The sequence below is a fragment of the Agrobacterium sp. NPDC090273 genome, from assembly GCF_044772305.1.
GTDB lineage: Bacteria > Pseudomonadota > Alphaproteobacteria > Rhizobiales > Rhizobiaceae > Agrobacterium.
This window is the reverse complement of sequence record NZ_JBIVYN010000002.1, coordinates 92,934-105,462: the sequence shown is the minus strand read 5'-3', so window position 1 is coordinate 105,462 and position 12,529 is coordinate 92,934. Positions and strand designations below refer to the sequence as shown.

Genomic DNA, 12,529 nt, shown 5'->3' with positions numbered 1-12,529 from the left:
CCTGTCAGGCCGTTCCACGCGCAACGATGTGGAAGTCGATGTTGATCATCGCTTCCACAGTCTCGTCACCGTCAATCTTGCGCAGGATGGATCTTGCGGCTTTCGTGCCAATATCGCGGCGATCGATCCGCACAGTCGTGAGCGGTGGATGGGTGTAAGGCGCAAAGTCGAAATCGCCGAAACCGATGATTGCCAACTCATCCGGCATTCGGCAGCCGCGTGCATGAGCTTCAGCCAGCGCACCGTGTGCCACGACGTCGGAGGAGCAGAACACGCCGAGTGAGCCTTCACCACGATCAAGAAGCTGCGCCATTGCGATGCGCCCGTCCCGGAACGTGGAGGGCGAGTTCATCTCCAGAGCCGGCAACTCGACATCTGCAATCCCCTTCAGACGATTAACAAAACCATCCCGACGTTGCACGGCGCGTGGATCGTTCGCGCCAACCTGCGCATAGCGATCGTAACCCCTGATCAAAAGATGTTCGGCGACCAGCGCCCCAACGGCGGAATGCGAGAAACCAACGGCTGTGTCGAGCGGCGAGGGTGTGGAATCCCATATCTCGACGATTGGCAGCCCCGCACCGGTCAACATGGCACGGGTTTCTTTCATGTGGGTGATGCCTGTCAGGATGATGCCGTCCGGGCGCCGCGCGAGAATTGCACGTGTCAGTTCCAGTTCGCGGCCTGGATCGTAACCGGAGAGGCCAAGCAAAAGCTGGTAACCGGCAGACACCAGCTCGGCATTGAGGCCTTCGATGGTCTCGGCAAAGATGGTGCTTGCGACCGAAGGAACGACGGCCGCGATCAGGCGCGTTCTTCTGGACGCGAGGCCGCCAGCCAGCAGATTGGGCACATAGCCTGTTTTGGCGATCACGCGTTCAATTGCTTCCAACGTGCGAGGTTTGACCAAGGCAGGGGTGTTGATGGCGCGAGATACTGTGACCGGAGAGACGCCCGCCAGCTTGGCGATATCGGCAAGCGTCACCGGGCCGCTTGCCGAGGCATATTTGTTCCTGTCGTGTTCGGACATTGTCATCACTCCTGTCAGAAATGATTTACGCTTTCATTTTTGTATCAATCAAGAGGCAGTCGGAAAAAATCGTCTCTGACACATCAATATATTGAATCTGTTATATTTAAAAAATGGGTCGAATGCTTGCAGGCACGTTTTTTGGCGATACAATGAAAGCGCTTCCATTTCTTCGTTAGGAGGGTTTCGGAGAATGGATCGTTATCACTGGCAGGAGGCCAGAAAAGTGGAGGAAATAACATGAACCTCAAGCGTTTCATGACGCTCGCTGCGGCGACGGCCGCACTATGTACCGTCGCTCTGCAGGCAAGCCATGCTGACGAATACCCGACCAAGACGGTAACGGTGATCGTTCCTTTCGCCGCAGGTGGCAACACAGACACGTTCGGTCGCCTCGTTGCGGAGGAGCTGGACAAGAGGCTGGGGCAGCGCTTCATCGTTGAAAACAAACCGGGCGCAGGTGGCAACATCGGTCTCGGTGACCTCGCGCGCTCCAAGCCGGATGGCTACACGATTGGTATGGGAACGGTCAGTTCCAACGCCATCAACCAAACGCTCTACAAGACACTGCCTTACGACAAGGAAAAAGGCTTTGCGCCGATCTCCCTGATTGCCAGCCTGCCAAACGTTCTTGTGGTCAACCCGGACAAGATCAAAGCCAATTCGGTAGAAGAGCTGGTTGCATTCCTGAAGACGGAGCCAGGCAAACACACCTACGCGTCTTCAGGGGTCGGTACATCCATTCATCTTGCCGGCGAGCTTCTGGCGACCAAGGCCGACATCAAGATTACCCACGTGCCCTATAAGGGCAGCAGCCAGGCTATACTCGATGTCGTTGGCGGGCATGTCGATATGATGTTCGACAATATCCCGACAGCGGCGCAGCAGGTGAAGGCAGGAAAGGTCAAGGCGCTTGCCGTGACAAGCCTTGAAAAAGCAGACCTTCTGCCGGACGTGCCTACGATGGCAAGTGTCATCCCTGGCTTCGAGGCGACCTCGTGGCATGGACTGTTTGCACCTCCAGGCACGCCCCCTGAAATCGTCGAAAAGCTTAGCAAGGAAGTGCAGGCCATCATTGCCGATCCCGCGATGAAATCGAAACTGGAAGCGATGGGTGTAACGCCGGTCGGCAATAGCTCCGCTGAGTTCCAGGCGTTCATCGACAAGGAAACGGCCAAGTGGGCCGAGGTCATCAAAGCCGCCAACGTGCCGCTGCAGTGAGACCATCTGCCGGCCGGATTTTCCGGCCGGCACATCTTTCACACGCGAGTATCATGCCATGCTTAAAATAAGGAACGGCCGCGACTTTCTCGGCGGCGTTACGATGATCTGTGTCGGCCTACTGTTCATCTGGTTCGGCAGAGAACTGCAAGTCGGCAATTCCTTCCAGATGGGACCGGGTTATTTCCCGATCATGCTGAGCCTGCTTTTGATCGTAATCGGCGGCCTGATCGTCTGTCAGTCGATGATGGTCGATGCGGGAGACGATGAACCGGAAGCGTGGAACTGGAAAGCCTATTTCTGCGTGATCCTGGCACCTGTCGGATTTGGTCTGGTGCTCTCAGGGCTTGGTCTGGCGCCCGCCATGTTTTTCCTGATTGCAGGCGTCGCCACCGCCAGCCGTTATGCAAAATGGCGTCACTCCATTCTGCTCGGTCTGTTCATGGCTGCTGCCTCGGTCATTCTGTTTACCAAGCTCCTGTCGCTCCCCGTCAGTGCATTCGGACCTTGGGTGCCGTTCATTGGCGACTTCTTCTGACGCTCGCCTGCCAGCCGCGAAACCGGATTGGACTATTTATGGATATCTTCTCTAATCTCTGGCTCGGTGCATCGACTGCCTTCATGCCGATGAACCTGCTTTATGGCTTTATTGGCTGTCTGCTGGGTACCGCAATCGGCGTGTTGCCAGGACTTGGTCCGACAGCGACCATTGCCATGCTTCTGCCCATCACGTTCGGTCTTCCACCGGAATCCGCCCTCATCATGCTGGCCGGTATCTTTTATGGCGCGCAATATGGTGGGTCGACGACAGCGATCCTGATCAATCTTCCAGGCGAAAGCTCGTCCGTCGTGACGGCAATCGACGGCTATCAAATGGCCCGCAACGGTCGTGCAGGCGCCGCACTCGCGACAGCAGCCCTTGGTTCCTTTTTTGCGGGCACGGTGGCGACCGTTCTCCTTGCTGTCGCGGCACCACCGCTCGCAGCCGTCGCGCTCAATTTCGGGCCTGCGGAATATTTCTCGCTCATGGTGCTCGGCCTAGTGGCTTCGGTCGCACTTGCGAGCGGTTCCCTGCTCAAAGCGTTCGCGATGATCGTCTTCGGTCTGGTCCTTGGCACAGTCGGAACTGACGTGGAAAGCGGTGCACCCCGCTACGTCTTCAACATTCCCGAACTCTATGATGGGTTGAATTTCGTTGCCGTCAGCATGGGCATCTTCGGGATCTGCGAAATCCTGCGCAATCTTGAGAACGAGCAGGAACGTTCGGTTGGCGTCAAGCGTGTGACGGGTTTGATGCTGACAAGGGAAGATTTCCGCCGCATCAAGGGACCTGTCCTACGCGGTACTGCACTCGGCTCGTTCCTTGGCATATTGCCTGGCGGCGGTGCGATGCTGGCATCCTTCGCATCCTATGCAATGGAAAAACGCCTGTCTCCCAATAGCTCCGAATTCGGCAAAGGTGCGATCGAAGGTGTCGCTGCACCTGAATCGGCAAATAATGCCGGTGCTCAGACCTCTTTCATTCCCATGCTGACGCTCGGCATCCCCGGCAACCCGGTTATGGCGCTGATGGTAGGTGCGATGATCATCCAGGGCATCACCCCCGGTCCGAATGTCATCTCGGACGAACCGGATCTGTTCTGGGGCATGATCGTGTCGATGTGGTCGGGTAATCTCATGCTCGTCATCCTGAACCTGCCATTGATCGGGCTTTGGGTGCGTATGCTGACTGTTCCCTATCACCTGCTTTTTCCGGCGATTATCGGCTTCTGCTGCATCGGCGCCTACAGCATCAACAACAGCGTTTTCGATGTGTTCGTCATGGCGGCTTTCAGCGTTATCGGATTTGCACTGAGCAAGTTGCGATTTGAGCCCGCACCGCTGCTCCTCGGTTTCATCCTCGGCCCGATGCTGGAGGAAAACCTGCGGCGCGCCATGCTGATCAGTCAGGGTGATCCGTCGATCTTCGTGCGCAGTCCGCTCAGCCTGTCGCTGTTGATCTTTGCCGTCATCGTACTGGTTCTCGTGCTTTCGCCGAGCATCAGCCGCAAACGCGAAGAAGCTTTCACGGAATAGTGGATCGTCGCGATCCAGAGAAGTGCCGGTCGGCACAGGAGTTTGGAATGGCAGTTAAAAAAAACTACGAGGAATTGCGCTCAGCACGCTGGATGCTGCCGGACGATCAGCGTTCTTTCGGCCACAGATCGCGAACCATGCAAATGGGCTATGCGCCGGAAGACTGGGAAGGACGGCCGATCATTGCGATCATCAATACCTGGTCGGATGCGCAGCCCTGCCACATGCATTTTCGCGAGCGGGTGGAATGGGTGAAGCGAGGCGTGCTGCAGGCTGGTGGCTTTCCGATGGAGCTGCCTGCGCTTTCCCTCTCTGAGAATTTCGTCAAGCCAACGACGATGCTTTACCGCAATATGCTGGCGATGGAGACTGAGGAACTGCTGCGTTCGCATCCCGTCGACGGTGCCGTTCTGATGGGTGGTTGTGACAAGACGACGCCCGGGCTTGTTATGGGGGCAGTCTCCATGGGGTTGCCCTTTGTCTATCTGCCAGCCGGCCCCATGTTGCGCGGCAATTATGCAGGCAAGGCGCTCGGCTCGGGGACCGACGGCTTCAAATATTGGGATGAACGACGGGCTGGCACCATTTCCAAGGAGGAGTGGCAAGGCATCGAGGGTGGAATTGCCCGCAGTTACGGCCATTGCATGACAATGGGAACAGCCTCGACCATGACGGCGATTGCGGAGGCCATGGGATTGACGCTTCCGGGTGCCTCCTCCATTCCTGCCGCTGATGCCAACCACCAGCGCATGTCGGCGACTTGTGGGCGGCGGATTGTGGAGATGGTGTGGGAGGACCTGACACCGGAAAAAATCATCACCCCGGCGGCCGTCACCAACGCGGTGACGGTGGCGATGGCGACCGGTTGTTCGACCAACGCTATCATCCACCTTATTGCCATGGCGCGCAGAGCCGGTGTGCCGCTGGAACTTGACGATCTCGATCGTATCGGCCGCACCACCCCGGTTATTGCCAATATTCGTCCATCCGGTACGACCTATCTGATGGAGGATTTTTTCTATGCAGGCGGGTTACGCGCTCTGATGAAGCAGCTCGGAGACAAGCTGGACCCGACCGCGATCAGTGTCACTGGCAAGCCGTTGGTTGAAGGCCTGGAGGACGTAAAAATCTGGAACGAGGACGTTATCCGTCCGCTCTCCAACCCCGTTTATCACGAGGGTTCCCTTGCCGTGCTGAAGGGCAATCTTTGCCCTGATGGCGCCGTCATAAAGCCTGCGGCTTGTGATGTGAAATTCCACCGGCATAAAGGCCCCGCTTTGGTGGCAAACAGTTACTCTGAACTGAAAACGATCATCGACGATCCGGATTATCCGCTGACGCCGGAGACCGTTCTCGTGTTGCGCAACGCTGGCCCTCAGGGCGGTCCCGGCATGCCGGAATGGGGGATGATCCCGATGCCAAAGGCGCTGCTGAAACTCGGTCTGCGCGACATGGTACGTATCTCTGACGCCCGCATGTCGGGGACGAGTTTCGGTGCCTGTGTGCTGCATGTTTCGCCCGAAGCTTTTGTTGGCGGTCCCTTGGCGCTCTTGGAAACCGGCGATTTGGTGGAGCTCGATATTCCGGCGCGCAGCCTCAACATGCTCGTTTCTGCCGATGAGCTTGAAGCGCGCCGCGCCGCGTGGGTGGCGCCCGAGCCTCGTTATGAACGGGGCTATGGCTTCATGTTCACCAAGCACATCGAGCAAGCCGACAAAGGTTGTGATTTCGATTTTCTGAAGACTGAGTTCGGCGCCAAGGTGCCGGAGCCGGCGATCAATTGACAAAATCTATTGCCCTATCAAGGAGGAACGATGAAATCCGAAACCCGTGACAAGCTGATGGGTGTATCCGTCGCCACGCTCTGCTCGGCGCTCTACAAGCGCGGACTGAAAAACCAGACGATCCAGGACGTTCGGCCGGTCCGGCCGAAGGGCCGCAATATGGTCGGTCCCGCCTTTACCTTGCGCTATATGCCGGCGCGGGAGGATCGCAATCCGATGACGGTGTTTCGTGATCCGAAACACCCGCAACGCCATGCGATCGAAACCTGCCCGGAAGGCCATGTGCTGGTCATGGATAGCCGCAAGGATGCCCGTGCGGCTTCGGCTGGCGATATTCTCATTACCCGCCTGATGGTGCGCGGCGGGGCAGGGGTGGTCACCGATGGTGGTTTTCGCGATGCCATGACGATCGGCGAACTGGATATACCCGCCTACCATCACCGGCCATCCAGCCCGACCAATCTGACGTTGCATGAAGCGATCGATATCAATGTGCCGATCGGCTGCGGTGATGTTGCGGTGTTTCCGGGCGACATCATGGTGGGCGACGACGACAGCGTGATCGTCATTCCGGCGGAAATCGCCGACGAGATTGCCGATGAAGCGGTCGAAATGACAGCCTATGAGGATTTCGTCGTCGAAAGGGTCAAGGAAGGGCACACCATCATCGGGCTCTATCCGGCGACGGAGGAAAGCAATCTCGCGCTCTTTGCCAAATGGCGTGAAGCAAACGGGCGGTGAGCTGTCCGCACAATGTAATTCTTGATGCGATGATGCCTGCTGGTTTGTCATCTGCGGGCATCTTTCGTCATGACGCTTCGAGCTTTTTAATGAACAGATTCCGAAGCAAGACCTAAGGATAGGATCGCGACCCATCCGTATAATAGAAGCGACGCCTGCTCGGTGGCACCTTTCATACCAGAGCAGTCGACGGGTTTGCTCGTAACGACGTATACCAGCACTGAGAAGAGGGCTGCACTCAAGATCGCCGTAGAATAAGCGGTCTTCCGCGATCAAGTGGCCAGGGCAGCAGTGTTCTGCCTTTGCACTCGCGGGTTGGCTTATCTGAGAAGTGCTGCTCTCGGCCGAACGAAGGTCTTCTTGCCGGCCTTCCAGCCAGCGAGTGCCGGTGCGGAACAGCGGATAACGTCGCAGGCATCTGTTGCGTCGAGGATGACGATGTCCGCTGAGGTGCCGACTGCCAGATCATATTGCGCGCCAAGGATTTTCGCTGCCTGTGAGGTCACCATATCGAAAGCAAGCTCGATGTCGGCGTCACGGGAAAGCTGCATCACATTGGCATAGAGATTGGCCATACGTGCCAGCGAGGCGTCGCCGAACGGCGTGAATGGATTGAGAATATTGTTGGTCGCGATTGCTGTCCGGACACCAAGTGCGGACAAGGCATGCGCTGGCGCAATTCCTCGTGGGACATTGCGGGTAAATTGTCGGCCCATGAGGAAGAGATCGGTCGCGGGCAAGACCGTCAGTGCAATACCGGCTGCCGCGATCCTTGTACCGATCATCGCGAGCGTGTCGGTGTCGAGTGCCGAAAGATTGGTGACGTGGCCGATCGTCACTCTGCCTGAATAGCCATTGGCCTTTGTCGCTTCGATCACCGAAGGCAGATGCGTTTTTTCCGGGTCGAGGCTGAAGTCGAGGTGGAAATCAACGTCCACGTCATGTTTTCGCGCCAGTGCAAAGATGCGCCTTACATGTTCCGCCGGATCGATATCGGTATAGGGGCAGCCACCGATCAGATCTGCGCCATCAGCCAAAGCGGCATCAAGCATTGCCTCGGTTTCGGGCTCCTGCGTCAGTCCTTCCTGTACGAAGGCGCAAATTTGAATATCGATGGCGAAGGCATATTCGTCTCGGACCCGCTTGATTGCTTCAAAAGACCGCATTCCGGCGCGAGGATCGATTTCAACGAAGGTTCGCATGCGATTTGTGCCGTGCGTGATTGCTTTGGCAACAAGTGCCGACGCTCTTTCGTAAACGTCTGCCTCAGAAAAATCGGCCTTGGCTTTCGCCGTCTCCCGCACTGCCTCCTCCAGCGTTCCTGCGCAGATGGTGCAGCGTCCAAGAATGCAGGCTTTGTCGAGATGGATATGGCTGTCGACAAAGCCGGGAAAAGCGAAGGCGCCGTCGAAATCCTCCTCCTGCACCGCTTCGCAACGGATTGCGGTTCCAATCTCAACGATCTTGCCGTCTTTGATCGCGATGTCCGACAGTCCCCGCTGTCGCGCGGTTCTGATGTTGCGAAGGATGAGATCGACTTGCATCTGAGCCCTTATACGCCGATAGCGCAGCCATCGCTGCGAGGATCATGTGCGCCGTCCATCCAGCCGTCATCGTTCAGTCTGATGACACCGGCTTGGCCAGAGAGTGGGCTCAGGGCTGGAATGGCAATCACTTCATGACCACGTTCAGAAAGCATTGTCAGTACATCCTGCCCCGCCGCCTCTTCGATTTTGAGGTTGTCGCGGGTGTCCGAGAATGTCCTGCCCAACAGAAAACGTGGAGCGGAAAGCGCCGCAAGTGGATCGAGGCCGTGGTCGATCAGCCTGCTGAGAAGTACGGCCAGCGTCTGTGGCTGGCCGTCGGCCCCCTGTGTCCCGTACAGAAGATGAGGAAGCCCATTCTTCAGGCCAAGCCCGGGATTGAGCGTGTAGAACGGTCGCTTGCCGGGTGCCAGGACATTGGGGCTTGCCGGGTCCGTGCTGAACGCGGCCCCGCGGTTTTGCCAGAGAATACCGCTATCTGGCAGGAGAACGCCACTTCCCCAGTCGAAATAGGTGCTTTGCAGCACGCTTGCCGAGCGTCCCTCGGAATCGACCGCTGCGAGATAGACGGTGTCGCCAGTCTTGAAACCATGTGGCCAGGGCATTGCCGACAAGGGATCAATCGCCGCAGCTTTGTTGGCCAGATTGGGAGGGCTCAGCCAATCGGCGCATTGTTGGGCGACAAAGTTTGGATCGGCGATCATGCCCCGATCAAGAAAAGCCTGCTTCACCGCCTCGACGCATAGGTGAAAAAAGTCTGCAGACGTTGGGTCCAGATCGCCCATGCGGAAATTGGACAGGATTCCCATGATCGCCAGGGTCGCTGTGCCCTGCGAAGGCGGTGGCGGTGCCAGCAGTTCAAGTCCCCGATATGTGATGGAAACCGGATCTTCGATCGTCGCGGCCGTTTTTTGCAAATCACTTCGTCGAATTGGGCTTCCTGCCGCCTCCAGTTCCTTGGCAATGCGATTCCCGAGCGCTCCGTCGTAAAACTCGCGGTGTCCGTGAATGGCAATCTGTTCCAGAACCGTCGCAAGCTCCGGCTGGCGCTGCAGCCCGTCAGTGACGAATGAAGTCGCGACACTGGTCCAGTTCTCGATCTCGCCGCTGCGATAGGCATGCCAATGCTGTTGAGAGCGGCTGACCGGGAAACCCGACGCTGCCAGTTCGATCGCGTCATCAAGAAGAGAGGTGAGAGTTTCGGTGCCTTGCCAATTCTCGCGAGAATAGCTGAGCGCAAGCCCCCAGCTATCGACGACGGCTGCCGTCGTTAGCGCCGAAAGCGGACCGCGTGTTGGAATGACGTCGAATTCGGGCAATTGGGCTGCTGCCTGACCTATGCCCATGATCGCCTTGCGCCGGCCTTCCGGGTCAGCCACGATCCAGATGGCGTCGCCGCCAAGTCCGCAGAAATGCGGATAGAGAACCGTCAGCGCCGCGCCTGCCGCAATCACGGCCTCAATTGCTGTGCCGCCACGGCGCAAAACCTTTGCGCCAGCTTCACTTGCAAGGTGGTGCGGGCTGGTAACAATGCCACGCCTGGAGCGAGCGCCCTTTTCCTTCGTTTGGTGCATGCTATTCGGTAGCCGTCATGTAGTGGCTGAGGATTTCTGCGATATCAGGGCCGTCGTCCTTGTCGTCAGCCTTCGCGCGGTCTTCAACGGCGTGCAGGTGATGATCCATGATACGAATTGCCGTTTCGGCATCCTGATTTTTCAAGGCCTCAATCAGTTGTATATGTTCATCAATGCCGCATTCCGCCGAATGTGGGCGCCCAAAACGGGCGAGGATCAACGATGAACGCGAAACGACCTGGCTGATGAAGTCGATCAACAGTTTAGAGCCGGTCAGCTCGCCAAGCAGAATATGAAATTCGCCTGCAAGCCGAATGGAGCGTGGTGAGGAAGCCTGCAAGGCGCGTTCTTCCTCACGGACATGGCTGATTAGCGCATCAATGCCGTCTCTCGGCATGCGTTTGCACAGCCGTTCGATGACCTCGCGTTCGAGGCAACGGCGTAATGCGAAGACTTCTTCTGCCTCCTCCAGCGTTGGCATGGCGACGGCAGCACCCCGGTTTTGCTTGATCTCAACAAGACCATCAGATGCAAGTCGCAAAAGCGCGTTGCGTGCACTCGTTCGGCTAACACCGAATGTATCGCCGATCGAGTCTTCCGGAAGCTTAGTACCCGGTTTCAACGCCTGCTCAAGAATGGCACGTCGAAGTGACGCGTAGATCGCATCGCTTCTGCTCATGTTCGTGGACATCGCTGTCACTCTCTTTTGAATGCACTTTTGCAAGTCTATTGCACAAAAATTGTACGACATCCAATAAAATAAATTGCATGCAATTTCATATTGATTTTGTATTCTTGTTGATCTAGCCTTTTGAACAATCCGCATAGAATGGCGCAAAAAGCCACCCGCTGGGTTCATTCCGTTGGATGACCGTTCAACGTTTTTGCCTTGTCACAAATATTGCATGCAATCGTAGGGGAACAAATAATGCAATTATCGAAAATTCTGGCGACAGGTGCGGCCCTGCTTGCTTTCACGGCGCCGGTGATGGCTGGGACGCTCAAATGGGGGGCGTCACGCGATATCAGCTCGCTTGATCCGTATTCTTACGGTGACAGTTTCGCCCTGGGTGTTCTGAACCATGCCTATGAGGGGCTGGTGCGCTACAATCGCGATCTCAAACTCGAGCCAGCGCTTGCAACGTCCTGGGAAATCGTTTCCCCGACGACATGGCGTTTCAAGCTCCGCGAAGGCGTTAAGTTCCATAATGGTGCTGACTTTACGGCCGAAGACGTACAGGCGTCGCTTCTGCGGGCGTCCAACCCCAAGTCGCCACTGCGTGGCAATATTCCGGCTTACAAAGGTTCGCGCGTCATCGATGATCATACGATCGAGATTGACGTCTCTGCCAACTATCCGCTTCTGCCGAATGACCTGACGACGATCTACATCTTCGATGCAGGCTGGTTGAAGGATAACAACGCCGAAGCGCCAACGGATGTCGGTTCGGGAACGGAAGGTTACGCCACCTATAACGAAAACGGTACAGGGCCATTCAAGGTCGAGAGCCGGCAGCCAGATGCCAAGACGGTTTTCGTCAAGTTTGATGGCTGGTGGGACAAGCCTCAGCACAATATCGACCGCATTGAGCTGACGCCGATTGCCTCACCTGCGACGCGGGTTGCTGCTCTTCTTGCTGGCGACATCGACTTTACCGACCAGGCGCCAGTTCAGGATTTGCCGAGGCTCGCAGCGTCTCCCGAAGTCAAGATCCTGGAAGGCACTGATCTGCGTACCGTGATGATTGGTTTCAGTCAGCGCGACCAACTGCTGTCGGGTGCGGCAAACCCGATGAAGGATCTCCGTGTCCGTCAGGCCATGCAGCTCGCTATCGACCTCGATCTTATCCAGAAACGGGTGATGCGTGGGAAGTCCCGAAATGCCGGCGCATTGGTCGCGCCGCAAATTCCCGGCTATGACGCAGCACTCGATACGCCTGTCAAGGCTGACCCCGAAAAGGCGAAGGCGCTGTTGAAGGAAGCCGGCGCGGAAGGTTTCGAATTCGAATTCAACTGTGCTGACAGCCTCGTCAATGAAGAACAGATCTGCCAGGCTGTCGCTTCCATGTGGTCGCGCGTTGGCCTGAAACCGAAGCTGGATCAGGGAACGCGTGCGGTCCAGACACCGAAGCGCTCTGCCGGCAAGGTCGATGTTTACACGTTGGGTTGGGCAACATTGCCGATGCTCGACACCTACAGCCTCACATCGCAGGTTCTGCATACGAAAGAAGGCTCTTTCGGCATCTTCAACTGGGGCGGATGGTCCGACAAGGAGTTCGACAAGGTGACGGAAGCCTCTGCCGTTGAAATGGATCAGACCAAGCGCCTGGCAATGGAGGCGGAGTCACTGAAGATCGCCAAGGATCATGCTCTCATGATCCCGTTGCATCAGCAGCCGCTTGCATGGGCGACAAGCGCGAAGGTCAAGGATTTCCCCTTGTTCTCCGACAATCTGCCCCGTTTGTGGCTTGTGCAGATGTAAGTCGCTGCGTCGTCCCCATCGCCTGAACAAGTCAGGCGATGGGGCATTCCTCCTCATTTTTCATTCGGGGACGCTGC

General features: G+C 57.0%; 10 protein-coding genes. 6 read left to right on the top strand and 4 right to left on the bottom strand.

Annotated elements, in window-relative coordinates; genetic code table 11:
• Window positions 1–4: 4 nt before the first annotated feature.
• Window positions 5–1,030 (bottom strand): LacI family DNA-binding transcriptional regulator, encoded by a 1,026-nt coding sequence (locus ACIQT8_RS06880; protein WP_400964518.1) that lies wholly within the window; start codon window positions 1,028–1,030, stop codon window positions 5–7.
• Window positions 1,031–1,270: 240 nt separating this feature from the next.
• Here ACIQT8_RS06880 and ACIQT8_RS06875 point away from each other — a divergent pair, with 240 nt between their 5' ends.
• From ACIQT8_RS06875 to ACIQT8_RS06855, 5 genes are read left to right on the top strand one after another with little or no spacing between them, the layout of a single operon-like run.
• The gene (locus ACIQT8_RS06875) at window positions 1,271–2,251 is read left to right on the top strand and encodes a tripartite tricarboxylate transporter substrate binding protein (protein WP_138792247.1); all 981 of its coding nucleotides are present in this window, start codon (window positions 1,271–1,273) and stop codon (window positions 2,249–2,251) included.
• A gap of 58 nt (window positions 2,252–2,309) precedes the next feature.
• Window positions 2,310–2,789 carry a tripartite tricarboxylate transporter TctB family protein gene (locus ACIQT8_RS06870; protein ID WP_400964517.1) on the top strand — a complete coding sequence of 160 codons (480 nt, stop codon included), beginning with the start codon at window positions 2,310–2,312 and terminating at the stop codon, window positions 2,787–2,789.
• 38 nt (window positions 2,790–2,827) lie between these two features.
• On the top strand, window positions 2,828–4,327 hold the full coding sequence (locus ACIQT8_RS06865; RefSeq protein ID WP_400964516.1) for a tripartite tricarboxylate transporter permease: 1,500 nt from the start codon (window positions 2,828–2,830) through the stop codon (window positions 4,325–4,327).
• 47 nt (window positions 4,328–4,374) lie between these two features.
• Window positions 4,375–6,111, top strand: coding sequence for an L-arabinonate dehydratase (araD, locus tag ACIQT8_RS06860; RefSeq protein WP_400964515.1), 1,737 nt, complete (start codon window positions 4,375–4,377; stop codon window positions 6,109–6,111).
• A 30-nt stretch (window positions 6,112–6,141) separates the two neighbouring features.
• The gene (locus ACIQT8_RS06855; protein ID WP_400964514.1) at window positions 6,142–6,852 is read left to right on the top strand and encodes a ribonuclease activity regulator RraA; all 711 of its coding nucleotides are present in this window, start codon (window positions 6,142–6,144) and stop codon (window positions 6,850–6,852) included.
• A 320-nt stretch (window positions 6,853–7,172) separates the two neighbouring features.
• Here the strand turns inward: ACIQT8_RS06855 and ACIQT8_RS06850 are convergent, their stop codons facing one another.
• Genes ACIQT8_RS06850 through ACIQT8_RS06840 form a run of 3 tightly spaced genes read right to left on the bottom strand, consistent with a single transcriptional unit; the run spans window position 7,173 to window position 10,649 of the window.
• The gene (locus ACIQT8_RS06850) at window positions 7,173–8,396 is read right to left on the bottom strand and encodes an amidohydrolase family protein (RefSeq protein WP_400964513.1); all 1,224 of its coding nucleotides are present in this window, start codon (window positions 8,394–8,396) and stop codon (window positions 7,173–7,175) included.
• 8 nt (window positions 8,397–8,404) lie between these two features.
• Window positions 8,405–9,970 (bottom strand): gamma-glutamyltransferase family protein, encoded by a 1,566-nt coding sequence (locus ACIQT8_RS06845; RefSeq protein WP_400964512.1) that lies wholly within the window; start codon window positions 9,968–9,970, stop codon window positions 8,405–8,407.
• 1 nt (window position 9,971) lies between these two features.
• Window positions 9,972–10,649, bottom strand: a complete 678-nt coding sequence (locus tag ACIQT8_RS06840; protein WP_400964511.1) for a GntR family transcriptional regulator — start codon at window positions 10,647–10,649, stop codon at window positions 9,972–9,974.
• A gap of 249 nt (window positions 10,650–10,898) precedes the next feature.
• Between ACIQT8_RS06840 and ACIQT8_RS06835 the strand changes: the two genes are divergently transcribed.
• A complete protein-coding gene (locus tag ACIQT8_RS06835; protein WP_178340646.1) occupies window positions 10,899–12,452 on the top strand; it encodes an ABC transporter substrate-binding protein in 1,554 nt (517 codons plus the stop codon).
• Window positions 12,453–12,529 lie beyond the last annotated feature (77 nt).

Coding starts and splice junctions, on each gene's coding strand:
- ACIQT8_RS06880 (WP_400964518.1), bottom strand. CDS start 1,030: ATGTCCGAACACGACAGGAACAAATATGCCTCGGCAAGCGGCCCGGTG.
- ACIQT8_RS06875 (WP_138792247.1), top strand. CDS start 1,271: ATGAACCTCAAGCGTTTCATGACGCTCGCTGCGGCGACGGCCGCACTA.
- ACIQT8_RS06870 (WP_400964517.1), top strand. CDS start 2,310: ATGCTTAAAATAAGGAACGGCCGCGACTTTCTCGGCGGCGTTACGATG.
- ACIQT8_RS06865 (WP_400964516.1), top strand. CDS start 2,828: ATGGATATCTTCTCTAATCTCTGGCTCGGTGCATCGACTGCCTTCATG.
- araD (WP_400964515.1), top strand. CDS start 4,375: ATGGCAGTTAAAAAAAACTACGAGGAATTGCGCTCAGCACGCTGGATG.
- ACIQT8_RS06855 (WP_400964514.1), top strand. CDS start 6,142: ATGAAATCCGAAACCCGTGACAAGCTGATGGGTGTATCCGTCGCCACG.
- ACIQT8_RS06850 (WP_400964513.1), bottom strand. CDS start 8,396: ATGCAAGTCGATCTCATCCTTCGCAACATCAGAACCGCGCGACAGCGG.
- ACIQT8_RS06845 (WP_400964512.1), bottom strand. CDS start 9,970: ATGCACCAAACGAAGGAAAAGGGCGCTCGCTCCAGGCGTGGCATTGTT.
- ACIQT8_RS06840 (WP_400964511.1), bottom strand. CDS start 10,649: ATGAGCAGAAGCGATGCGATCTACGCGTCACTTCGACGTGCCATTCTT.
- ACIQT8_RS06835 (WP_178340646.1), top strand. CDS start 10,899: ATGCAATTATCGAAAATTCTGGCGACAGGTGCGGCCCTGCTTGCTTTC.